The sequence below is a fragment of the Paenibacillus amylolyticus genome (assembly GCF_047302515.1).
Classification (GTDB): Bacteria; Bacillota; Bacilli; order Paenibacillales; family Paenibacillaceae; genus Paenibacillus; species Paenibacillus amylolyticus_G.
Genome location: NZ_CP168019.1, coordinates 4,280,115 through 4,304,462 on the forward strand (window position 1 = coordinate 4,280,115; position 24,348 = coordinate 4,304,462).

Here is a 24,348-nt window from a genome sequence, read left to right on the forward strand (position 1 = left end):
GCATACTTTCAAACTTTACCTATTTTAAAACAGATTCGGAAGCCTGCACTGTCATCCTCGCACGACTTCTTTTCTTCAACCAGCCGCTCACCTTCTCATTCATCGCCAGCAGACCTGAAACGACCAGCACCACACCGATCCATGTAACCCAGCTGACATGCTCACCGTAGACAACAGCACCAAGCCCTACGGCAATGGGTGGTGAAATATATAACCATGTTGCTGGAAACAACGGGTTGGTACGCGACATAATCCAATAGAACAGACTATGCCCCACCATGGAGCCAATGACAGTCAGATAGATCACCGACGAGACGGCAGGCACCCAGTCCAAAGCAGACATATTCCACGATTCTGTTCCGACCGAGAGCAGGGATAACAGCAGTCCCCCATACATCATCTGCACCGCATTGATCGCTACAGGACTAGCCTCCTTGAACTGATGAATAACCTTTTTGGAGTACAATGCACCTGCTGAATAACAGACTTCCCCTACCAGTACCGCGATACAACCCCACATGAACAGGGAACCTGCACCAAGCGATACACCTGGCAACACAACCAGAACCACACCGGTGAACCCGATCAGGCAGCCTGTAATCATACGGGCAGATGTTTTTTGCCGTAACAGCGCCGTCTGCATCAACATAATCATAAGCGGCCCTGTCGCTGACAGAATGGCACCCACACCCGAGCTCACATGCTGTTCAGCCCAATATAATGTGGCAAAGGTGCCGAAGGTCAGCCCAGCTCCCGTTAACAACATCTCCTTGCGGAACAGGAGCGACCAGCTCACTTTGCCCTTCATCCTCATCCATGCAAACATCAGCGCTCCCGCGATTACAAATCGCAATCCGGCTGACAGAAAAGGCGGCATGCCTGCCTCTACTCCAATTTTAATAGCCAGAAATGTTGTACCGAAAATAAGACACATAACCGTAAATGCAATCCCCACCATGATAACCACTCCTTTATCTGTTCTCCATCATATCTCATGGTCTACAGAACAGAATGAACAAAACAGAACAGTTTTCTCCCATTAGCTGTTACAATAGAGTTCAAAAGGAGTGTGAGCCGGGTGGGCAGAACCATGATGATGACAGATAACAGCCTGAAATTATATGAGCAAGTAATCCATTATCTCGTTGTACGTATAGAAGCGGGAGAGTGGGCAGAACATGAAAAACTGCCATCTGTACGAAGCCTGTCCGAGCTACTCGGCGTACATCGTCTGACCGTATTCAAAGCCTATCAGGAGTTAAAAGAACGTGGGAATGTTTATGTGAAGGATAAGTCTGGCTATTATGTCAGCCCAGCGACTCCATTCTCAGTAACGGATCAGGCGGATGATCCCGCCGTGTCTGCCTGGCTGCATTGGGATTCACTTGCACGGGTACAGTCCCTCGAAGCAGAATACCAATTTTCCAAATCGTTAATCGATCCCTCTCTGCTGCCCAACCGTTATTGGGGTGAACTAATGCGTGATCTGCTGGATCAATATCCCCGTTTGCTCGGAACGTATTCCACAATTCAAGGAGATCTGGAATTGCGAAGTGCGCTGGCAAGCCATCTAACCAAAAAAGAACGCTTCTATCTCTCCGCAGACGAGGTGCTAATTACCTCAGGTGCTCAGCAAGCGATCGACGTCATCTCGCGGACGCTGGTCAAACCCGGGGATCGGGTGTTGATGGAACGGCCTACGTATGGACCGGCAATGGAGATTTTCCGCAAACAAGGTGCTCGTCTGATCTTTACGGATATTCACTCGGATGGTTATGATCTGGAGCAGATTGAGCATCTGATGAAATCGGAGAAACCACGCTTATTCTACACGACGCCAACTTTTCATAATCCAACCGGCGTTAACGTTCCAGTAGAACAGCGCAAGCAGTTACCCGAACTTGCAGAACAGTATGGATGTTTTTTACTCGAAGACGATAGCACCTATGATATCTATTTTAAGGAGAAACCTCCTGCACCCATTTTCACCTACGACACCACTGGACACACCCTGTACATCCGCAGTTACAGCAAGTATGTTGCACCCGGGCTACGGATTGCAGCCATAATATGCCGTCAGCGTTTCATGCCAGGACTACAGGCTGTAAAATCACTGACAGATAACGGATCGCCCCTTCTGAACCAGAAGCTTTTTCTCCGTTATTTTCAGTCAGAACGTATGCATCAGCATCTGTCCAAGCTGCGGACCGCCATCCAGCTACGGATGGAAGTGATGGAACAATCTCTGCTGGAAACGGACTGGACGTGGACCCGGCCGGAGGGCGGACTCAACTTTTGGGTAGAGCTTCCTGAGGGCGTGGATACAGGGAGACTGCTTCACCGATGCATGGAACAATCCGTTGCCTTTGTACCCGGAACCGTATTTGATTCTTCGGATCATTCAGCCAGTCGCAAGCTGCGCCTGTCCTTCTCTTATGCACATGAGCAGCAGATTCGGGAAGGTATGAGCAGGCTTATTACGCTGGCTAAAGAAATGTAACGTTTGGTTATAAATCGAAAAAAGCCCGGAAGGTCACATGACCTTCCGGGCTACTATTATGAGCTGGATATGACCTTATCCACCAATCCATATTCGACTGCTTCCGCAGCGGTCAGGAAATAGTCTCGATCCGAGTCCTTCTCGATCCGCTCAATCGTCTGTCCTGTATGGTCGGCTAACAGCTTGTTAAGACGTTGACGGTGTTGAATGATGCGGTTAGCATGAATCAGCATATCGGATGCCTGCCCTCGCGTACCGCCATGTGGCTGATGGATCATGATCTCACTGTTGGGCAGCGCCATACGTTTACCTTTTGTTCCACCTACCAGCAATATCGTACCAAAGCTTGCCGCCATCCCTGTACAGATCGTGGAGATATCCGGCTTCACAAATTGCATCGTGTCATAGATCGAAAATCCTGCGGTCACCGACCCACCAGGGCTGTTGATGTACATCTGGATGTCCTTCTCCGGGTCCTCTGCAGTTAAAAACAATAACTGGGCCACAATGGCATTTGCCATCTGATCCTCAATCTCTCCGGACACCATAATGATCCGGTCTTTGAGCAAACGTGAATAAATATCATAACTCCGCTCTCCGCGAGCTGTCTGTTCCACTACATACGGCACTACATTCATATGTGTCGCCTCCTCGATTTAGGCAACCATGTTGACCGTGTATCCTCCTCCATACGACATCGAGTTCATGCCAGAAGTGGAGTACCCGTACATCATTGGCTGCGTAGATGGAGACGGCAAAGTCTGCTGCAAAATCGTGCCCGCCACAGCCATCGGATCATCAGTCCGATTCAGGCACAGATCAATGATTCGGGCTGTATCCCCATTACGAAATGCCAGCAGATAGCTGCGCAGTTCCTCCCGATTGTCCTCCACTGCGCCTTCCTCATACTGCAATTCAGCGTCCGATTGTTCCAACCTGTGCCTCACTTCAGCTATGGCAGAGCGTGCACGACTTAACGCTGCTTTCACAGCACCTTCTGTCGTATCCAGCATTTCCGCAGTCTCTGCCGCCCTATAACCCATTAATTCACGTAATACATATATCACTCGCTGCCACGGTGGTAGCGTATTTACAAGAAGTTGTACGGCAGACTCCAATTCCTCGAATTGCCTTTCCTCCTCCATCTCGTGCAGGAGCGGCTTCAAGCTATCCAATTTATATGCTAATCTCTCCCGCTGACGTAGGATATCAATCCAACTGTTGCGTGCAATACGAATCATATAAGCTTCCCAGTTTATATCTTTATTCATCCCATAAGTTCCAACTACACTCGACGACAACACTTTGAGACAGGTCTCCTGAACCAGATCCTCCGTGTCTGGAACTGATTTCGTCAGAGATAAACAATACGCATACAACGAACCCATCAGATCGGGTAGTACGGTATGGATGCTTGGGTTCAATTGATTTTTTCTGTCGTTGCCATTGAATTCAAAATCGAATTTTTCTTGTTTACCATCATCATGTGGTCTGTTGATTCTGCAATCCACGGACTTCACAAAGGCCATCTTGGGGGCCCCCCTTTGCTGGTTCCTGATTGATTTTGACTTACACTATGTAAACGAAGAACCCCTTGTAAAGGATACGCTCTTCTGAATTTATTTTTATTACGCTAGTTAAGTTGGGTTACGCATTCGTTTCCAGCTTTAATGTTCCAAGCGGCACCTTCATCCCGGTAAGGGCAATCGTAATACGTTGATCCAGATTATAATTCTGCTGTACATCGACGTCATGAGACATATGTGTAAGATAAGTATGACCTGGCTTCAGTTCCCGCAGCAGTTCCTGCGCCTCACGCATATCGTACACGGAACGTGTTGAGAATTCCGCAAGTTCATGCACAAAGCTTGTTCCAAGCACCAGTAGATCCAATCCGTGCAACGGCTCTTTTTCGGATGGCTTCAGGTCAATGGCGTCTGAACAATACGCCCAGCTATACCCACCCTGATCCAATCGATAGGCGTACGAATACCCGTTATGTCCATGGCAGACTTTCCAGGAATGTACCTTCCAGCCGCCTAGTTCAATACCATCATCCGTTTCCAGAAAGTCCATATGACGACCCAACCAAGGAAACTGTCCCTGAATGGTAGCAATCACTTCGCGTGGTGCATACAAACGCCCCTTTACCTCTAACCAGCGGCACGCATCCGCCCATTCTGGCAATCCTCCAATATGGTCAAAATGGGCATGAGTGATGAGCAGCGTATGCACCATACGCAATCCCTGATCCTCCATCTGTGATCTCCAGTCTGGTCCGCAGTCAATCATGAACTGTTCACCCTCACCATCCCCACCACCGTCAATCAGAACAGAAGAGCGTTTCCGTTTATTCTCTCCCGTAAGCCTCGCCTCTGTACATACGTCGCAATCACAATACACACGTGGAACGCCCATCGCATCGCCTGTGCCCAGAAATGTTAGCTGATCCAATCCGCATTCCCCCTGAATTAATGATATGTAGATTGTAATCGTCCACCTCCGTTTTTGCAAAAAAAAAAAAGACCATCCCGCTGCAGTTCTCCACTGCAATTCGGGACAGTCTGTGGTCTGACCGTTCACCGTCAGACTTTAATTCCATGCTTCGCTCCATTCGGGAGCGTACGCTTCGTCAGCATGCGGCAACTTTATAAGCGGGTCGCCAACATGAAGAGCAGGCCATATCTTTTGCACAGGCTACGACCGACAGAATCGAGTCACATTAACCCAACGCTGGAATTATACCAGTGCTCGCAGCTTCAATGTCAGTTCCTGACCCGCAGGTACATCCTTAGATTCTGTAATGACCCAGTTCGATGCAAGCCGCTTCGCCAGCACCTCTGCCTGCTCCGGTTTCAACTGTAATCCGGTAACGATTCCTTCACCCACAGTGAAGTCTCTCTCTGGCTGCACCTTAAAGGCCTTCTCCAACCAGATTCCGAGTCCACCACGCGTGTTAAAGGTAATCCGGTAGCCGTCTTTCACTGCTACCTCCAGATTTTCACCATGCTCATCCGCATACGAGAAAAATTCGTTATATCGGTATTCCTCTTCAGACACGGCGTCAAAAGCGGAAATGTCTTTGGCTTGAATGGCTTTTAATATTTCTTCCTCAGGCATCCCCTTACCACGGGCCTGCTCCAGTCGAATTGCTGTACTTTGGGATAATTTGATCTCTGCACTCATCCAATTCACACCTTCCTGCTAGTACTATGTAACAATCATGATTCAGTATACCTCTATTATAACCTTTTGGCAGTAAAAAACCTCCATCTCTACTTCTATTGAAATGAAGGTTTAGTATCCACATGTTCGGTTACCTATTCGATTACATCAGCAATAATCATAATCCAGCAAGCACCTGGTACCACACGCCGCGTTTGGAGTACAACGTACTGCGTACCTCGTCCCATCCACCCAGATAATTGATATCAAATAGTCCTTCTGGCGTTGGGAATGTCGACTCCGTCTGTGCAAATACATCCGGATCTACTGAACGAAAACCATGCTTGGCAAAAATGCGCTGTGCTTCTGGTGTACGCAGATAGGCAACAAAGGCTTCCGCCAGTTCACGATTCCCATGTTTGTCAGCATATTTATTCACCACAACTGCCGGGTTCTCAATCAGGATCGTATTTTTCGGAATGACGATGTCATAATCTACACCTTTGGCGATCCGGGCAAGCAATTCATTTTCATACGTGACGATTACATCACCCACACCATATTCGAATGCCGCCATCGAAGAACGCCCACTCTTGTCCAATGATTCAACGTTACGATGTACCTGTTCGAGAAAAGCCTTGGCTGCGGCAGGATCTTTCTTTCCCTCTTGTTCCTCCGACAGTTTCAATCCAGCACCGTAAATGGCATTAATATCCCATTGTGCGCCCCCGGATGTCTTTGGATTAGGGTAGAGTACCTTCACTCCTGGCTTGGTTAAGTCCTGAAAATCACGAATACCGAGCGGGTTGCCCGCTCTTGTGCCCAGAACAACAATTGAACGGGTGATCATGCCCTCATTAGGGGTCTGTTTCCAATCGGAGCTAACCAGATCGGCTTTGACCAGCTTCTCGATATCACTCTCCATCGCGAGCAAGGCCACATCAGCCTCGAATCCACCAACGATGGCTCTTGCCTGTGTACCCGAAGCTTCGTAGGATTCCTGGAAGTTAATTGTCTGTCCGGTTTTTGCCTTCCACTCCTCTTGGAACTTGGGTAGCAACTCGCCTACAGCGTCTTTCGCTACACTATAAGCACCAATCACCAGCGTATTGGATGAATCGTTACTAGAGGACTCGTTCTGTTCGCTTGACTCCTCCTGCTTGCTGCATCCAGCGGTCATGCAGACGAGCAGAAGCATGAGGGCAACATATAAGAGTATGGCTTTCTTCTTCCTCGTCTGCATGGGCAGCCCCTTTCTTCCACTTGATCTAAATCATCACCGGCATCGGATCTTCCTTCAGTCGGTTCTCAACCACCCAACTGTTGGAGTCATTGAACAGGTATGCACGGTGTACAAGGACGCGGATTTGTTGACCAATTTCCAAGGTCGTTTTCTCCAGGGAACGATAGGTGATTAACTTGTGACCCTGTACTTCCACCTCTACCATCCATTCACTGCCGCGGAAATGAAGATGTTTGACTGTACCTTTTTCCGTAGCAGACAGCATGGTGAACTCGTTTTTCAAACCGATCTCAATGTACTCCGGTCGGATCAGCGCTCGTGTACCTTCACCCTCAACCGCATGTTCGAACCCTTTCAACTGGGAGGCATCCTCCACAACCGTAGATTCCCCGATAAATGTAGCGACAAACGGTGTCTGGGGGTTTTTGTAGATATCCCAAGGTGTGCCCTTCTGTTCCAGACGACCTTGACTGATAATCATAATTTCGTCCGCCACTTCAATCGCTTCATCCTGGTCATGCGTTACAAATATCGAAGTGATTCCTACCCGCTCGATTAGCTCCCGCAACCATGAACGCAGTTCCTGACGGATCTTGGCATCAATAGCCGCGAACGGTTCGTCCAGCAATAACAGCTGTGGCTCCGGGGCGAGTGCTCTGGCAAAAGCAACACGCTGACGCTGCCCACCAGATAACTGATGTGGATAGCGCTGTTCGAAACCTTTTAACCCGGTCAGTTCAACAAGTTCCATCACCCGATCACGGATCTGGGCTTTTGGCGTCTTCTTGACCTTGAGTCCAAAAGCAATATTTTCAAATACCGTCATATGTTTGAACAAGGCATAGTTCTGGAATACAAATCCGATGCCCCGCTCCTGTGGAGGCAGATGGTTCACGACTTTTCCGTGAAAGCGAATCTCACCGGAACCCGGATTCTCCAGACCCGCCAGCATCCGCAGAATGGACGTTTTCCCACCTCCGCTGGGTCCAAGCAGACCGATCAGATGGCCTTTGGCAATATCGAATGAGACATCTTTTACCGCATGAAAATCACCGAAATGTTTGTTCAAATCACGGACTTCTACATGCATATCAATGCACTTCCTTTCGCTTCTTGGCCCATTCCATCATGAGCAGCAGCCCGACGGAGAAGGTGACCAGCACCAATGCCACACCATTTGCGGCAGCTACATTAAAATTCTCAACATCCTGGTACACCAGGGTTGTTGCGGTCTGCGTTTTGTTCATAATATTACCGGATACCACCAGCACTGCACCGAATTCCCCAAGCGAGCGCGCAACCGTCAAGACTAGACCATACACTACCGCCCAGCGGATCGAAGGCCATGTCACACTCCAGAACGTTCTCCAGCCGTATGCGCCAAGTGTAGATGCGGCCTCCTCTTGCTGGGAACCGAGTTCCTGCAGGACAGGCATAACCTCTCTGACCATCAGTGGAAAGGTAACAAATAACGTTGCGATCACCATACCCGGGAAGGCATAGACCACATTGAATCCAATCCCTTCAAAAAAAGCACCCATAATGCTGTTAGGTCCCAACATCAACACAATCATCAAACCGCCAATGACAGGAGATACAGCATAAGGCAGGTCTACAATGCTGTTTAGCAGCCCTTTTATCCGTTCACTCAGCCATCCGGCACGAACCAGATACAGAGCCATCATGATGCCAAACAATGTATTTAACAGGGTGACCACCAGAACCACCAGTCCGGTCATCATCAAGGCATGTAACGCCTCCGGGCGCATCAGCCCTTTCAGGAATCCACCTGCCCCGTCTTCAAATGCACCAATAAAAATGCGTCCAAGCGGGATGATCAGCAGTACAATAAATACCGCAAACGTCAGTCCAATTAAGAGTCGTCTCATCGTCTTCTCCCCCGCATCTGCACCAGATTGATCAGCCAGAGGATCAGGAAGGAGAGCGTCAGGAGCAACACGGATACCGCAGCGGCTCCCGTTGGATTATCACTTTCAATCTCCCCGTAGATAAATACGGAAGCGGTCAGTGTTCTGCCCGGAATGTTACCAGCCACCAGCACGACAGCTCCGAATTCAGCCAGTCCTCTGGAGAAAGCCAACATCCCCCCACTGATCATGCCAGGTGCCATGGACGGCAGAATAACCTGCATGAACGTGCGAGCCTTGGATGCCCCCATCGTGTACGAGGCTTCTTCCTCCGAAGGATCAATTTCTTCCAGCAAAGGCTGCACTGCACGGATAACAAACGGAAACGTGACAAAGGTCATCGCGATAACAATTGCGGGCTGGTGAAATACAATCTCAAATCCCATGGATTCTGCCAGTTTCCCGATGGCACTAACCGGACCCAAAAGCAGCATAATCATCAAGCCGCCCACCGCTGTTGGCAGTGCAAACGGGAGATCAACCAGACTGTTAAGAAACGATCGGCCCACAAAGCGATATCTTGTCAACACCCAGGCGATCATCGTGCCCAAAACCACATTAATCAGCGTGGCAATGACGGCCAGCCGAATGGTCAACAGTACGGCTTTCCACGCGATGGGGTCCATAATGCTCTGAACAAAGTTGCTCCATCCTTCAGAGAAGGAATTGACGTACACACCGATGATTGGAAGTACAATAAGTACGATAAAATATAACAATACGGTACTGCGGAATCCCCAAGTCCATCCCTTATGACGAAGAACGGTATTCATTGCTGCGTTCCCTCCCAGCCTCCGGCTTTAGCTCCGGTCGGCAGTCTTCCTGGCTTTAATACGACATTTTTCCTAAGTTGGATGATATTACTTTAATATTATTCCCATTAGTCTACTTGGTTTTGCTTTTCTGATACTTTACCAGTTTGCAGTGCTAATCGTCAATGCTTTTATTGAATATAATTGGGCCATATCTGAGATCAATTGATAAAATCACTTCAGGTTATTTCTGTCCTCTCCGTTATCATGCATTTCCAATAATCAGCGTTATATGTGGTTTGTTTGGTATGTAGTGGTTAAGGTACAATCGAGGGTATGAAATGAAATCATAAGGAGTGATCTAACATGTTATATACGAAGAATATATCCACTTCCACACGAGACGAAATGAAGGATATCACATGGGATGTAAAGCAGGTTGTCCAGAGTAGCGGCGTACAGAATGGGACGGTGCTCATCTACTGTCCTCATACGACGGCGGGGATTGCCATCAACGAAAATGCAGACCCGGATGTGAAACATGATGTATTACTGCGCCTAGACGAAGTGTACCCTTGGGAGCATCCCGAGTATCGACATGCCGAAGGTAATACAGCCTCTCACCTCAAATCGATCACAACAGGGCCATCACAGACGGTGATTATTCACGAAGGCAGGCTGCTGCTTGGCCGCTGGCAAGGCATTTACTTTTGCGAATTCGATGGACCACGTGAGCGGGAGTATTTTCTCAAAATCATGGAAGGTTAGTTTGGTCCAATAGGCCTGCCACCCACTCGTTCATTTTTGCAAACACAAACAGGCGGTCCACCCTCATTCCGGGTCGGAGCCGCCTGACTTGGTCTGCTGCGTATACTAACTTTCGCGAGACAACGTTATAAAGAATTAAAGTTATGACAAATCACCGCCCTGAAGTGTAGGGGTGCAACAACAGCGCCATTATTGGTCGCCAGGCTGCTGACCCAGATTGCGGCACAGCACTTTGACATGAGACAGCGCAGACGATTCAATCTCCACAAACGTTAAACGGTCCTGAATGTAATAAGAAATGAATCCGTGCATAGCCAAAAATAGCGTACGCGGTACCCTTTGAATATCCTCTTCCGTACAGTTCGCTTCATTCATATACTGCCTTATAATCGATGCAAATAATTCGAAGCAACGTCCCTGTTCGGTACGACAATAAGACAACAGTTCTTCGTCCCTGATCATAAACATAATTTCGTATTGGTAAGGGTTCTCCAGACCAAAGCGAATAAACTCCATCATAATGTGCTCTACCTTGCTCACATCATCACGAACCGGCCTGACCATGGCTTGCAGCAGCAAATGCCCCAGATGATTAAAATCTTCAACCACGATGGCATAGAACAGCTCTGCCTTTTCCTTAAAGTGATAATACAGCGACCCATGACTATAGCCCAGATGCTGGCCGATGCTTCGCATCGAAATGGCGCGGTATCCTTTGGTAATAAAAAGATGCCTCGCCGCCTCCAGTATCCGCTCCCTCGACAACTCCTGTTCGACTGCTCTTCTAGCCATATATTTTATTCCCCTTCAATAAAATAAAGCCGCTGTCCCTCCGTGATCCGGGATTGCCCTTGCGTCAAATCCGTGATCCAGGCTATAAAAGCCTCGGTTTCACTATCCGGCGGAAGACAAGTCAACGTAACCTTATCGGTGAATCCAGTTTCACCTGTACGGACTTCCCGGCTTCTTAACTCATTTTCCACTTTACCCAGCCACGTATAATCCAGTTCAACAAACACTTCACGATGCAGCACGTTGGTAATGGCTTCTCCGGCTTCAATGGCTACTACAGCTCCATCCGTATAAGCACGAATTAACCCGCCAGCTCCAAGCATGATTCCCCCGAAGTATCGCGTAACCACAATTGCCACATTTTTCAATTTCTGATTTTTGATCACTTCAAGAATGGGTTTCCCTGCTGTTCCGCTGGGTTCACCGTCATCGGATTGCTTCTGGATCTCGTCCCGCTCCCCAATCATGTATGCAGAGCAGTTATGAGTTGCATTCCAATGTTTTTTCTTGATCTCATCGATGAAGGCAACAGCCTCTTCCTCTGTCGTGACCGGCATAATATGACCGATAAATCGCGACTTCTTGATTACAATTTCCAGATTGCCCGGTCCTCGAACCGTGCGATAACGTTCAATCATCCTAAATCCAACTTTCTGATCTTTTCCTGAGTCCATTTTACAAGAAAGCAGTTCACCGCGCGAACGCGGACGAACTGCCCTAGTTATCTACATCCGGGAACCCTGCATCTTACACGAACAGTGATTCCCGGTTAGATTTACATTACCTTATTCAACTATATGAGCAAACTAATGAATTATTCGGAAAGTCTCGCTTCGAGCGCTGCTTTCTCTTCTTCAAAGCCTGGTTTGCCCAGCAATGCGAACATATTTTTCTTGTAAGCTTCCACGCCTGGTTGGTCAAATGGATTGACGCCCAGCAGGTAGCCACTGATACCGCATGCTTTTTCAAAGAAGTATACCAGATATCCGAAAGAATATGGAGTCATATCTGGAATGTTCACAATCAGGTTTGGTACTTGACCATCCGTATGTGCAAGCAGTGTTCCTTGGAACGCTTTTTTGTTAACAAAGTCCATAGTTTTTCCTTCAAGGAAGTTCAAACCATCCAGATCGTCCGGATCGGATTTGATTGAGATATGCTCAGCAACTTCAGTAACCTGGATAACAGTTTCGAAGATATTCCGGCTACCTTCCTGAATGAATTGACCCATGGAGTGCAAGTCTGTAGAGAAATCAACGGATGCAGGATAGATCCCTTTGTAGTCTTTACCTTCACTCTCTCCAAACAGTTGTTTCCACCACTCGGACACGAAGTGCAGGGATGGCTCATAGTTTACAAGAATCTCAGTTCCTTTGCCTTTACGATACAATGCGTTACGAACTGCAGCATATTGATATGCTTCATTCTCAGCTACATTCGGGTTGCTGTATTCTTTGGATGCATCAGCCGCACCTTGCATCATTTCTTCGATGCTGATACCCGCTGCTGCGATTGGCAGCAAACCTACAGCTGTCAGAACGGAGTAACGTCCACCTACATCATCCGGGATAATGAAAGATTCGTATCCTTCTGCATTTGCCAGTTCTTTCAATGCACCACGTGCTTTGTCTGTTGTAGCATAGATGCGTTTGCGAGCTTCTTCTTTACCATATTTCTCTTCCAGTGCTGCACGGAAGATACGGAAAGCAATTGCCGGCTCTGTTGTTGTACCGGATTTGGAGATAACGTTGACGGAGAAATCTTTACCTTCAACCAGATCCAGCAAGTGAGTTACATATGTGGAACTGATATTGTTTCCTGCAAAATAGATTTCAGGCGTTTTGCGTTTGTCTTTTGGCAGATTGTTATAGAACGAGTGAGTCAGCATTTCAATCGCTGCACGTGCACCCAGGTATGATCCACCGATACCGATAACGATCAGTACTTCGGAGTCGCTTTGAATTTTGGCAGCCGCTTTTTGAATGCGAGCGAACTCTTCTTTGTCATAAGCCGTTGGCAGGTCAATCCAGCCCAGATAATCGGAGCCTGTTCCTGTTCCGTTGTGAAGCTGCTCGTGAGCCAGACGAATCGGTTCTGCGAAATAATCCACTTCGTGCTGATTTACAAATTGCAATGCCGTGCTATAGTCAAATGTCACTTTTTTTGCCATGATCTCAAAAACCTCCTGATTTCGGTTATAGTGCGTGTTCAAACTTTGTAATCAAAAGCGGACTTTTTGAATAACCTCTTATATTATGTCCGTATTCCATTCTAAACAACTTGCCTTAAGGATACTTCAAATCCACGGGGCTGACAAGCTTGCAGCTCGAACTTTGTCGTTAGAATTCAAGAAGCAAAAAGGGTAAACCGAATCCGCGGGTTGCGGTTCTGCTTACCCTTCTTATGTTATTCCGCCGGGTACGAGCAGACGTAGTCAGTAACGCTGCGTATCTCCAGTTTAAATTTGGATTCGGCAGGCACGTGGAACGTAGCTTGACCTTGAATCTCTTGCCACTCTTCTTCTCCGGGAAGCAATACTTTCAGATCTCCGGACAGAATCTCCATAATTTCACGGGAATCCGTACCGAACTCATAACTGCCTGGAAGCATGATGCCCAGAGTCACTTTGCTGCCATCCCCCAAAATAACCGTTCTGCTGGTTACCTGACCATCATAATAAATGTTGGCCTCTTTCACTACACTGACTTGATCGAATTGTGACATGCGTACCCGCTCCCCTGAAGTTAATTAAAACAAAAGGCAAAACAGATCAGGGCGATAACGAATCACCGCCCGTCTCTGCGGAAATAACTTACTGCCATGGATCAGGACAGCATGACGCCCTCCCAACCATAGCAGCGCTTATGAAGCTATAAGTGCGTGTTCAAAAAGTCAGGTTTTCAGTGCCGAGAAGATGGGATGAAGCTAGAAATGGAGTATTTCGGCTGAATCCCATATTCGACGCTGATGAGGCCGTGAGGCATCCTTCGTAATCAAAAGCAGACTTTTTGAACAACCTCTATTACAGCAATGCTTTTACGCGGCTAACCACGTTTTCCACTGTAAAGCCATATTCTTGGATAACACGGTCGCCAGGCGCGGAAGCACCAAATGTGCTGATTCCGAGAATGTCACCTTGATCTCCAACATATTTCTCCCAGCCCATTGGATAAGCCATTTCAATTGCAAGACGAGCTTTAACATCCGGAAGAAGAACGGACTCTTTGTAAGCTTTGTCTTGTTTCTCGAACAGATCCCAGCTTGGCATGCTGATTACGCGAACTTGGATGCCTTGTTCTGCAAGTGCTGCTTGAGCTTTAACAGCCAATTGCACTTCAGAACCTGTAGCGATGATTTGTGCTACCGCTTTGCCATCTTTTGCATCGGAGACAACATAAGCACCACGTTTCACGTTCTCACGTGAACCTTCAACGGTACCTTCCAGGATCGGCAGGTTTTGACGAGTGAGTACGAGTGCAACCGGGTTGCTCTTGTTCTCAAGCGTGTAAGCCCAAGCAGCCGAAGTTTCATTACCGTCAGCCGGACGAATAACCGTCAGGTTCGGAATGATACGCAGGGATGCCAATTGCTCGATCGGTTCGTGCGTAGGACCGTCTTCACCAACAGCGATACTGTCGTGAGTCAGAACATACGTTACAGGCAATCCCATCAGGGCAGCCAGACGAACAGCCGGACGCAGGTAATCGGTAAATACGAAGAACGTACCTCCGAATACTTTCACACCGCTGTGCAGTGCCATACCGTTCATTGCTCCAGCCATACCGAATTCACGGATACCGAAGTAGATGTTACGGCCGGAGTAATCTTCAGGTGTGAAGTTCTCCAGGTTGTTCAAGTGAGTCATTGTGGAGCTTTCCAAGTCAGCAGATCCACCTGTCAGTTGTGGCACGTTGTGCGCCAGACCGTTCAGAGCGTTACCGGATGCTACACGAGTGGAAAGCGCTTTGTCTGTTGCTGCATATTTAGGAAGATCACGGTCCCAACCTTCTGGAAGGTCGCCATTAATCGCTGTTTCGAATTGAGCTGCCAGCTCAGGGAAAGCTTTTTTGTACTCGGCAAATTTCTCGTCCCAAGCTTTGTTAGCAGAGATACCACGATCTTTCACTTGTGCAAAGTGATCGCGAACTTCAGCTGGTACGTGGAAGTTTTCTTCGTAAACCCATTTGTAATACTCTTTCGTCAATTTGGCTTCGTCTGCACCCAGTGGAGATCCGTGAGTACCGCCGTGGCCGCCTTTACCTTGTTTGTTCGGGCTACCATAACCGATAACCGTTTTAACTTCGATCAGTGTAGGACGCAGTGTATCTGCTTGACCTTCCTGAATTGCCTTTTCGATTGCAGGCAGATCGTTACCATCTTCAACGCGCAGCACTTGCCAGCCATAAGCTTCAAAACGCTTCGCGATGCTCTCGGAAGAAGACAGATCCAATTTACCATCCAACGTGATGTCATTGGAGTCGAACAACATGATCAGTTTGCCCAGGTGCAAACGTCCAGCCAGGGAAGCTGATTCATGAGATACGCCTTCCATCAAGTCGCCATCACCACAGATTGCGTAAGTGTAGTGGTCAACTACGTTGAATTTGTCTTTATTGTATGTTGCGCCCAGTTGAGCTTCAGCCATCGCCATACCTACAGCCATTGCAATACCTTGACCCAGTGGGCCGGTTGTTGCATCAACACCTGCAGTATGTCCGAATTCCGGGTGACCCGGAGTTTTGCTTCCCCATTGACGGAACTGTTTCAGTTCTTCCATTGGAAGATCATATCCGCTCAGGTGCAGCAAGCTGTACAACAACATGGAGCCATGTCCTGCAGACAGGACAAAACGGTCCCGGTTAACCCAAGTTGGGTGGTCCGGGTTATGAGTCATCGTTTTTGCAAAAAGTTGGTACCCCATTGGAGCGGAGCCCATAGGCATACCCGGATGTCCGGAATTTGCCTTCTCAATTGCATCAATCGCCAAAGTACGTACGGTAGTAATCGACAGGTTGTCGATTGTAGTGTTCTCTTCCTTTTGAATCGCTTCGTTCTTGTCAGTCATGGTTTGTCCTCCTCATGTCTTTAGATAAGTCGGGTACGCAAGCGAATCCCTCTCATCATACAAGCAAACCGAATTTCACAATAAGTGAATCCGCTTGAGTGTTTCATTTTGACTTATTCACTTTTGTATTGTATCACTTGGCGTGAAGCTTTTCCATAACCTTCTTATAGAAGTTCATGAAAAATCGGTTGTTTGTGATGAATAATCCTTGGCCTATCAAGCAAAAATCGTACTGTACAAGGTACAAAATTCCAAAAGCAGACTTAAGGAGCCTCACAAATCCATCGCATGAAGTATAACCTTTAACCTGAAAACCATGCATTTTTTAGATATTCATCCTCAATTCACATATAATGTTCCTGAATATGGATTCGAAAGTATATAGGAGGTCGCGATCATGCCAGATCCTGCTGCTCACCCATCAACATCGGTAAAACACTCATTACCCTGGATATCCGGTATTTTAACGGGAATTCTCTCGGGAGTTGTACTGGGATTTTTCCTTAAATTGATTCAGGCCTACACAGGTGAACAAGTATATACCCTGCTGCTGAATATTGATTTTGTGCCTGGTCTTCCGCCAACCTTACCCGAAATCATTGAATTTTCTCTGCATCTCATCGTGTCCGTTGTCATCGGCATCTTCTATCTACTGTGGGTACGTCATTCAGGCCGCCCTATGATCAAAGGAATTCCACTTGGTGCAGTCTCGTCCCTGCTCTTTATCCCACTCTCTCAATTGTCATCACGTGTGCCAGACCTGTACGATGTGTCCGCCATCCTCTACTGGATTGTAGGACATCTGCTATTCGGTATTGTGCTTGGCTTGTGCGGAAAGTATGTATATACAAAAAAAGCGACTCCCGCTTCGTAAACGAATTGGGGTCGCCTTTTTATTAGTCTCTTACGTGGTTCCGAATCAACCTTGCACAGTATTAAAGCGTGAGCTTAAAATACAACGGTTTTATTTTCGTGAACAAGAACACGGTCTTCGACATGCCATTTCACGGCACGTGCGAGCACAACACGCTCAATGGTACGTCCAATACGCTTCAGCTCAGTTACATCGTCCCCGTGGCTTACACGCTGCACGTCCTGTTCAATAATCGGACCGCCATCCAGTTCTTCCGTAACATAGTGCGCTGTCGCACCGATGATTTTAACACCACGGTTGTACGCCTGCGCATACGGTTTACCACCAACAAAGGCTGGCAGGAACGAATGGTGAATATTAATGATTCGATTGCGGTAATGCTCAATGAACATGGGAGAGATGATTTGCATGTAACGAGCCAGAATGATCACATCCACATCGTTGCCGATGACGTCCAGTTGGCGCTGTTCCGCTTCTTTCTTCGTATCTGCTGTAACTGGGATATGATGATATGGAATGCCAAATGATTCTACATAGTCCTTCATGTCCAGATGGTTACTGACCACAAGCGCAATATCGGCATCCAGGTCGCCTGCCTGCCATTGCCACAACAATTCAACCAGACAGTGATCTTCTTTGGATACAAAGATAGCCAGTTTCTTCTTGCGGCTAACCGCAGATAACGTCCATTCCATCTGGAAACGGCTTGCTACTTCTGCAAAATCAGCTTCCAGTTTCGGCAAATTGACCAACAATTGCGAAAGATCAAACTCAATTCGCATAAAGAACATGCCGCCAGCAGGGTCCATTGTATACTGGTCCGACTGAACAATGTTTGCACCATGCTGGTGCAGGAAGTGAGAAACGGCAGCTACAATTCCTGGACCATCCGGACAGGAAATAAGCATGCGCGCACGATCGGCGCGGTTTTTAGAATCAGGGCGTACTTGTTTAGCGTGGATCTCCATCGGGTTATTCTTCCTCCTTCAATTAATCCATGACCTGCGGGATTAACCCGCAAGCCATGCAATCAAGCGATGATTCAGTTGTTCTTCATTCAAATGCGGGAACAAAGCAGCTTCAGTCACCATGTCATAGAGGCGTTCCAGCGGTTCGCGCGGATCTGCCTTTTTGGCTTTGGCATCATTCTTGAGCAACGTCCACACATCCAGAATATACGAACGAGACTCAATCTCTTTACCTTTGAAAAAGTGTTGCAACTGTTCTACTTCTGTCAGGAAATCCTGGCCGAATCGACCGGCAACATCCCCACGAAGCAGGGCAATCTCCACCTCATACATTGGACGCTGTGTCTTGGCCTCTTTACCAATCCAAGGTGTCTCCAGAATAAATGGACGTCCTTGAAGCTTCTCATGGTTGACGATGCGGTTAATCGCTTCAAACCCGATCCAGCCAGAGCCAATTGGTGTATGACGGTCCTTGTGCGCACCCACAGCATTCTTACTATCATTAATATGCATTACGGCAATGCGGTCAAGTCCTACCGTACGATCGAATTGTTCCAGTACACCGTCAAAATCATTAACGATATCATATCCGGCATCATGAATGTGGCATGTATCCATACACACAGTCAGGCGCTCGTTATACGTTACTTTCTCAATGATCTGGGCGATCTCTTCGAAACTGCGCCCCATCTCCGTACCTTTGCCAGCCATGGTCTCCAGAGCGATGTTCACATCCGTGTCTTTCACACCCTCCAGCACTTCATTCAATCCTTCTGCGATCCGTCCGATCCCATAGTGGGCATCTTTGTCTGTAAATGCGCCGGGATGTAATACGATGTTCTTCACACCAATGGCATGTGTCCGACGAATCTCTTCCTGAAGGAAATCTACAGCCAGTCTAAACGTATTATCTTTGTATGAGCCAAGATTAACAATGTAAGGTGCATGGACAACGATATCTTCCATTCCACCCTCTTGCATGGCAACCTTGCCTTCTTCAATATACATGGACTCAATTGGCTTGCGACGTGTATTCTGTGGTGCACCCGTATATATCATAAACGAACTGGAACCGTACGAGGACGCTTCCTTCGTTGCACTCAATAATCCCTTGTCCGAAAAGGACACGTGGGAGCCGATTTTCAGCATTATTGATCCCCCTTATTCTGAATTATCCCTTATTCTAACGCGATTATCGAAATAAATCTAGAAATGCGCTATAATTCGGGATAGAGGCTATTTTTGACAGCTAATATGTGGAACATGGGTAGACTGAATCCGTCTTTCCGTGAAAATCAATGAACCGAGGTGACTCCGCAATGATTTTCGACTCCTACGCGATGATACTTAACAGCTATTCCCCCAGCAATTGGTTTATGAATACGATCGCATTCTGGACTTTTTTATTGCTAGGCAGCATGTGTATCGGTGGATTTTTTATGATGCGCAAGTTTTTGAAAGTGCTACCAAAAGCAGACGGAAAGTCCAAACTGGATTGGCAGAATTATTGGGTTGAAGCCAGCCGTCACTTATGGACAGATGAAGCCAAATCTTTTTTGGATCAACTAGTGGAGCCTGTGCCCGGGCCATTTCGTGACATCGCCAAACATTCCATTGCTGCAGAGATCGGTAAGATTGCAGTTGAAGACAATGCCACGGAAGTATCGAGAGATCATTGCATCAAAGGATACATTATTGCCACACCGAAGCGGGATAATAAGTTTTTGGTAAAATTTTTGGAGAAAAACAAAATCGATTATTCCCCTTATCAACATTTGATTAAATAAAATAAAAGATGAGTTAAGTGGCATATAGATTTGGTTAATTAGATACAGATATGCTCCGTCAGGTAAGTTGTTCCCAACAGGCAGTGCTTACCGTACGGGGCTGTTTGTCGATCCAACAGTATATATCAGCGCAGTGAAAATACAGAGAGGATGTTTGATATGAAAATTGCCATTTGTGGAGGTACCGGATTTGTGGGAGGAGCACTTGTAGATTACTGGCTGCAAGCCGGGCACCATGTGAAAGTTATTACACGAAAACTGCCTGACTTGCATAATCCAAGTAAAAATCTTACATATATATCGTGGGAACAAGTCGAAGAACACCCTCACTTGCTGGAAGGTATGGACGCTCTCGTTAACCTTGCCGGAGAAACGCTGAATCAACGTTGGACAACCAAGGCGAAGCTGGAAATTGTTGAATCCAGAGTCACGACCGTAGCGCGGGTAGCCCGATTGGTGGAATCCCTGGAACAAAAGCCGGAAGTGGTCGTTCAGGCTTCTGCCATGGCCATCTATGGAACCTCTCCTAACGAAACCTTTGACGAGAGCAGTCCGCAAAAATCAATGAATTTCCCGTCCCGGGTCTCGGAACAATGGGAAGTTGCTGCAGATGCAATCAAAAATGTAAGACTCGTTAAAATCCGGGTGAGTTTGGTGCTTGGACATAAAAGAGGTGCTTTTCCTTTGATGAAACTTCCTTATATGCTGGGTGTTGGTGGCAAGATCGGCAGTGGCAAGCAATGGACTAGCTGGATTCACATTATGGATATCGTAAGACTCATTGATTTTAGCATTCAAAATAAACAAGTGTCAGGTCCGGTCAATGCTTCCTCACCAAATCCTGTTACCAATGATGAATTCGGTCGTACGGTCGGTAAAGTGTATCATCGTCCTCACTGGTTCCCCGTACCCAGCTTCCTGATTAAAACCTTGGTCGGAGAACTATCCGTTGTTGTGCTTCAAGGGCAGAGAGTCATTCCGCAAAAAGCTCTCGACCACGGTTTCCAATTCACCTTCCCTACCTTGACGCAGGCACTTGAAGATTTGAAGCACCGTGGCTTATCCGACTGATTGAACCGCGGGATTGAACCGTTGCTTATCCAACCGACCGATAGGTATAGACGGAATCCGCAAGCGTAAATGTATATCCGTCTTCCAGCGGATATTCCTTGTAAGGAGCAAGAATATTGCCCTGAAGAATAGTTCCGTTGACGGAACCCAAATCCTTAATCACATAGCCCGATTTGTTCCGGCTCAATTCCACATGAGCACGGGACACGCCGGTCGCTGTGTCCACCCACTGAACCATGTCTGCTGATCTTCCGATGACAAAAGATGCTCCTTGCACATCCATTCGTTCATGTTGGTCACCGGTGCCAGATCTTCGTTCAAGATAATAAGACGCCATCACCGGGCCTGCCCCTGTAACATTACCTCCACTCAGATTCTGCAAATTCACGGTTGCCTCCGCAACTGCATCCTGTCGAATTAGCTCTGAAGTTGAAGCTACCGATTCCACATGGCGCTGAACGAACGGTGGTTCGGAGTGTTCAGGTGTCATATGCAAATTTTGAAAACGGGAATACTCGCTACCACCTTCTGAGGCGGATGCAACCATTTGGTTTATGCGTTCCTCTTTCCTATCAGCTGTATTCCAGCGCCAACTTTCCTGAAATTGTTCCTCTTCATCTTCCGTTTGCTTGCCTTTGTTCTTACCTAAATTGAATGAAAAAGAACGCTTATTCTCTGCTTTATTCTGAGGGTTTGCCTTGCGCTTCCACGTCCATCCTGCTACACCAAACAAGCCAAGGCTTAGTACCATGCACAGGATCATCTGTGTCTGTCCCGGTTGCTCCATGTAAATAAATCTCCATACCAATGCCATGGCAACCATACAGCCCAATATGATATAAGTTACTTTGGAAGATCCGGGCTTTTCCTCCACTTCCATATCAACACGCTCTAACGAATCATACGAGTTACTTCGTCCCTGATCCATGCTGTTTGAGCTCTCTAATGGAAATTGCTCAGGTGAGCGCCTGCCTGGAAAGGTTCGAGATCTCACAGGAATGTCTTCAACCTCAGATTCACTCGTTTTCTGCGGCTGACGGAAATTTAGTTGCGGCCCCACAGCAGCATTTTGAACGGGAGCACCGGGTTGATATGGCCAAGAAGTACCAGTGGCTAGCCTGCTATCTCGCTCAGAAATCGACGAATGAAGATCACCTCTTGGATCATCGACGGTTTCCGACTTTCTGGACGAGAGAAATGCTGCGCCTCCTCCATTCTCTTGCTCGTCAGCGTATAATTCCAGCAGAAGCTCTCGCAACTGTCCGATATCCCAGCGTTCGTTGTCACATAACTGCAGAACACGCTGAATGCCTTCTCCCTGCAGTTCCTGTACATGTGCCATCAGCCTGATCACCAGCTCACGGAATTGCTGAGGTGTTGGATCAACTTCGACCGTATCCATGATTGGTACATATACCATCCCAAGTTCACCCTGTTCAAATGAACCGTTAATGAATAAGTACTCTTCCTGGATCAATAATTTACGGGGCTCCAACATATACTGTCGGCATTCCGTGCAGGCATCAGCTAGTTGGAACAACAAACCATACAGAACACGTAATTTGATTTTGCTTGACTTTAACATCTGGGATAACATCTTGTACCCTGATATGTCGTACTGCAAAGTTACATTTCGATCGACTTCCCGAATATGAACAGGAAGAAGTCGCGGAATCTGATTGGAGGACAACATCCCCATCTGTACCCGGCTCAATTCCTCCATTCGTAACCCGTCCTCTTTCTCCAAAACCATGAACGCTCCGCCGTTACGAATAAAATCTCTCGTTAATCCATACATGCCAATCCTCTCTTTCCATTGTTATTCTCAAATTTCTCTACTTCTTCACTTAAGGGAAAAGTCCTGAGACAAGCACCGTGATAAATCCAGGTAACACCGCCAGCATAAACGGAAACTTCAATGTCTTCTCTTTGTTTACCAGCTTGAGCGAACCGAGCATGAAAAAACCTGCAAGACTACCTGCCATGCCTCGAATTCGTTTCGCTGAATCTTTACGGAATAGAAGTATCACTAAACCAATAGCGCCCGCGTACAAAACGGAGTAAATAATGACATGAATGCCAAAAGCAAGTCCCGTCCATGCGCCAATCCCACCAAACAATTTCACATCTCCTGCCCCTACGGCTCCAATCGCATACATCAGAAACAACATGCCAAAACCTGCTGCAAATCCAGCGGCTGAGAACAAGAAACCATCCCAGCCTCCCCATATGATATGGGCCAATACGCCTGCAACAGTCACGGGTAAAGTCAATCGATTTGGAATTTTCATTGAACGAATATCTGTAATAAAAGCTGCAATGACGTATATGCCACAGGCAATGTAAAACCACTCCACCTCCATCATCCCCTTCCTTATTTTCTGGAGGCCACGGTAAATGTAGTCTCCGTCTTGGCACCTTCTCCTGTCTCGACAACAAAACTCCATGTTCCTTCTGTTGTCCGAGTACCAACAAACCAGTTCCATTCAATAATTCCATTCTCATCTGCGGTGGCCCAGCCAATGTGCTTCGCAGAACTTTCACCTGACTTGTAAAATATCGTTAAGTTGGCTGTCGCTCCTGGTTCTACCTTCACCTTAATCGTTGCATTGTTGCCTATGTAAGCCGGGTCAGGCTTCGATAGTACCGTTGCTGAACCCGCAGTATCCCCGTCTCCTCCACTACCATCCGATCCTTCTCCAGTATCACCAATCCATACCCGTTCTGCCGCAGCAGCCTGAATCCGTAGCGGTTTACTGAGAAAGGGGACTTTTACCGGCAATTCATAACTCAGTTCAAGTCGGAAATATGGATTTGTTTTGTTTTTGAGATCTGGTATCGAAATACCATTCACATGAACACGTTCCATATTAAGCAGCGTTGGCTCGATAAATGGTTGAAGCAGCGGTTTTACCGTGGGATCAAGTACGGTTTCCAAGACGGTTGTTTTGATCTCCTGTAGTGGCTGTTCACCACTGGCCGCTGCTGAACGTACCCAATCACTTAATGGCTCGGGTAGAGAAGAAGCATAACCTTCTGCCCATTCCGTCAGTGATAACTCTGGTATCTTCCAACCCCCTCCTGAACCTTCTCCGCCAGCAGAATCAGAAGGTGTGAATGCAAGGGAAACGGGATATATTTTCGTTGATAACTGCTTTACTGCTTCCCCTGCCGTGCTCTGTAGCGCTGTGGAGATTAGAGTCATTTGCACTATGAAGATGAGAAACATGATAAAGAATAGAAAGACAGGTAACACCAGTGAAGCTTCCAGAACCATGCTACCCTGTTCCTTTTTCGGAGAACATATCTGCTTTTTGAGAGACTTCAAACGCTGCAATCTGATTATTCTTGTTAAACGAATCTGCTTTTGTGCGCTTTCTTTTTCATAATGTTGCTGCTTATCCATAATCCCTCCACCGAAACGATCCTGATCAT

General features: G+C 47.3%; 24 protein-coding genes. 5 read left to right on the forward strand and 19 right to left on the reverse strand.

Annotation, left to right across the window (positions count from 1 at the left end):
* Window positions 1-19 precede the first annotated feature (19 nt).
* Entirely contained in the window at window positions 20-958 is a 939-nt protein-coding gene (locus ACDJ59_RS18685) for a DMT family transporter (RefSeq protein ID WP_413404847.1), read from the reverse strand.
* A 120-nt stretch (window positions 959-1,078) separates the two neighbouring features.
* Here ACDJ59_RS18685 and ACDJ59_RS18690 point away from each other — a divergent pair, with 120 nt between their 5' ends.
* Window positions 1,079-2,500, forward strand: coding sequence for a PLP-dependent aminotransferase family protein (locus ACDJ59_RS18690; protein ID WP_413404849.1), 1,422 nt, complete (start codon window positions 1,079-1,081; stop codon window positions 2,498-2,500).
* 56 nt (window positions 2,501-2,556) lie between these two features.
* Here ACDJ59_RS18690 and clpP read toward each other — a convergent pair whose 3' ends face one another.
* From clpP to cysT, 8 genes are all read right to left on the reverse strand, one after another.
* Complete coding sequence (gene clpP, locus ACDJ59_RS18695) at window positions 2,557-3,138, reverse strand: ATP-dependent Clp endopeptidase proteolytic subunit ClpP (RefSeq protein WP_237176493.1); 582 nt, start codon at window positions 3,136-3,138, stop codon at window positions 2,557-2,559.
* Between the two features lie 18 nt (window positions 3,139-3,156).
* Window positions 3,157-4,029 carry an RNA polymerase sigma factor gene (locus tag ACDJ59_RS18700; protein ID WP_413404851.1) on the reverse strand — a complete coding sequence of 291 codons (873 nt, stop codon included), beginning with the start codon at window positions 4,027-4,029 and terminating at the stop codon, window positions 3,157-3,159.
* A gap of 118 nt (window positions 4,030-4,147) precedes the next feature.
* Window positions 4,148-4,954, reverse strand: a complete 807-nt coding sequence (locus ACDJ59_RS18705) for an MBL fold metallo-hydrolase (protein ID WP_413404853.1) — start codon at window positions 4,952-4,954, stop codon at window positions 4,148-4,150.
* A 285-nt stretch (window positions 4,955-5,239) separates the two neighbouring features.
* Entirely contained in the window at window positions 5,240-5,686 is a 447-nt protein-coding gene (locus ACDJ59_RS18710) for a hypothetical protein (RefSeq protein ID WP_413404855.1), read from the reverse strand.
* Window positions 5,687-5,843: 157 nt separating this feature from the next.
* Entirely contained in the window at window positions 5,844-6,908 is a 1,065-nt protein-coding gene (locus ACDJ59_RS18715) for a sulfate ABC transporter substrate-binding protein (RefSeq protein ID WP_413404857.1), read from the reverse strand.
* 25 nt (window positions 6,909-6,933) lie between these two features.
* Window positions 6,934-7,998 (reverse strand): sulfate/molybdate ABC transporter ATP-binding protein, encoded by a 1,065-nt coding sequence (locus ACDJ59_RS18720; RefSeq protein ID WP_169480091.1) that lies wholly within the window; start codon window positions 7,996-7,998, stop codon window positions 6,934-6,936.
* Between the two features lies 1 nt (window position 7,999).
* Window positions 8,000-8,797, reverse strand: a complete 798-nt coding sequence (locus ACDJ59_RS18725; RefSeq protein ID WP_017689977.1) for a sulfate ABC transporter permease subunit — start codon at window positions 8,795-8,797, stop codon at window positions 8,000-8,002.
* Window positions 8,794-9,609, reverse strand: coding sequence for a sulfate ABC transporter permease subunit CysT (gene cysT / locus ACDJ59_RS18730; protein ID WP_017689978.1), 816 nt, complete (start codon window positions 9,607-9,609; stop codon window positions 8,794-8,796). The genes ACDJ59_RS18725 and cysT overlap by 4 nt, the downstream gene beginning before the upstream one ends.
* Before the next feature lie 345 nt (window positions 9,610-9,954).
* Here cysT and ACDJ59_RS18735 point away from each other — a divergent pair, with 345 nt between their 5' ends.
* On the forward strand, window positions 9,955-10,356 hold the full coding sequence (locus ACDJ59_RS18735; RefSeq protein WP_076327247.1) for a secondary thiamine-phosphate synthase enzyme YjbQ: 402 nt from the start codon (window positions 9,955-9,957) through the stop codon (window positions 10,354-10,356).
* A gap of 189 nt (window positions 10,357-10,545) precedes the next feature.
* Here the strand turns inward: ACDJ59_RS18735 and ACDJ59_RS18740 are convergent, their stop codons facing one another.
* From ACDJ59_RS18740 to tkt, 5 genes are all read right to left on the reverse strand, one after another.
* Entirely contained in the window at window positions 10,546-11,148 is a 603-nt protein-coding gene (locus ACDJ59_RS18740) for a TetR/AcrR family transcriptional regulator (protein ID WP_036669101.1), read from the reverse strand.
* A gap of 5 nt (window positions 11,149-11,153) precedes the next feature.
* Entirely contained in the window at window positions 11,154-11,786 is a 633-nt protein-coding gene (locus tag ACDJ59_RS18745; protein ID WP_413404860.1) for a YigZ family protein, read from the reverse strand.
* Between the two features lie 176 nt (window positions 11,787-11,962).
* Complete coding sequence (locus ACDJ59_RS18750) at window positions 11,963-13,318, reverse strand: glucose-6-phosphate isomerase (protein ID WP_017689982.1); 1,356 nt, start codon at window positions 13,316-13,318, stop codon at window positions 11,963-11,965.
* Window positions 13,319-13,554: 236 nt separating this feature from the next.
* A complete protein-coding gene (locus tag ACDJ59_RS18755) occupies window positions 13,555-13,872 on the reverse strand; it encodes a pyrimidine/purine nucleoside phosphorylase (protein WP_017689983.1) in 318 nt (105 codons plus the stop codon).
* A 298-nt stretch (window positions 13,873-14,170) separates the two neighbouring features.
* Window positions 14,171-16,213 carry a transketolase gene (gene tkt, locus ACDJ59_RS18760; protein ID WP_413404863.1) on the reverse strand — a complete coding sequence of 681 codons (2,043 nt, stop codon included), beginning with the start codon at window positions 16,211-16,213 and terminating at the stop codon, window positions 14,171-14,173.
* Window positions 16,214-16,610: 397 nt separating this feature from the next.
* On the opposite strand from tkt, the gene ACDJ59_RS18765 reads away from it, so the two are divergent.
* A complete protein-coding gene (locus ACDJ59_RS18765; RefSeq protein ID WP_413404865.1) occupies window positions 16,611-17,087 on the forward strand; it encodes a hypothetical protein in 477 nt (158 codons plus the stop codon).
* A gap of 74 nt (window positions 17,088-17,161) precedes the next feature.
* Here ACDJ59_RS18765 and purU read toward each other — a convergent pair whose 3' ends face one another.
* Together purU and ACDJ59_RS18775 are read right to left on the reverse strand one after the other, a co-directional pair.
* A complete protein-coding gene (gene purU / locus ACDJ59_RS18770; protein ID WP_413404867.1) occupies window positions 17,162-18,055 on the reverse strand; it encodes a formyltetrahydrofolate deformylase in 894 nt (297 codons plus the stop codon).
* 42 nt (window positions 18,056-18,097) lie between these two features.
* On the reverse strand, window positions 18,098-19,204 hold the full coding sequence (locus ACDJ59_RS18775; protein ID WP_017689987.1) for a deoxyribonuclease IV: 1,107 nt from the start codon (window positions 19,202-19,204) through the stop codon (window positions 18,098-18,100).
* 170 nt (window positions 19,205-19,374) lie between these two features.
* Here ACDJ59_RS18775 and ACDJ59_RS18780 point away from each other — a divergent pair, with 170 nt between their 5' ends.
* Together ACDJ59_RS18780 and ACDJ59_RS18785 are read left to right on the forward strand one after the other, a co-directional pair.
* Window positions 19,375-19,842 carry a DUF2621 domain-containing protein gene (locus tag ACDJ59_RS18780; RefSeq protein ID WP_413404869.1) on the forward strand — a complete coding sequence of 156 codons (468 nt, stop codon included), beginning with the start codon at window positions 19,375-19,377 and terminating at the stop codon, window positions 19,840-19,842.
* A gap of 159 nt (window positions 19,843-20,001) precedes the next feature.
* The gene (locus tag ACDJ59_RS18785; protein ID WP_413404871.1) at window positions 20,002-20,913 is read left to right on the forward strand and encodes a TIGR01777 family oxidoreductase; all 912 of its coding nucleotides are present in this window, start codon (window positions 20,002-20,004) and stop codon (window positions 20,911-20,913) included.
* 25 nt (window positions 20,914-20,938) lie between these two features.
* Here ACDJ59_RS18785 and ACDJ59_RS18790 read toward each other — a convergent pair whose 3' ends face one another.
* From ACDJ59_RS18790 to ACDJ59_RS18800, 3 genes are read right to left on the reverse strand one after another with little or no spacing between them, the layout of a single operon-like run.
* A complete protein-coding gene (locus ACDJ59_RS18790; RefSeq protein WP_413404873.1) occupies window positions 20,939-22,711 on the reverse strand; it encodes a DUF6382 domain-containing protein in 1,773 nt (590 codons plus the stop codon).
* Window positions 22,712-22,760: 49 nt separating this feature from the next.
* Window positions 22,761-23,276, reverse strand: a complete 516-nt coding sequence (locus tag ACDJ59_RS18795) for a prepilin peptidase (protein ID WP_413409855.1) — start codon at window positions 23,274-23,276, stop codon at window positions 22,761-22,763.
* An 11-nt stretch (window positions 23,277-23,287) separates the two neighbouring features.
* A complete protein-coding gene (locus ACDJ59_RS18800) occupies window positions 23,288-24,319 on the reverse strand; it encodes a pilus assembly protein (RefSeq protein ID WP_413409856.1) in 1,032 nt (343 codons plus the stop codon).
* Window positions 24,320-24,348 lie beyond the last annotated feature (29 nt).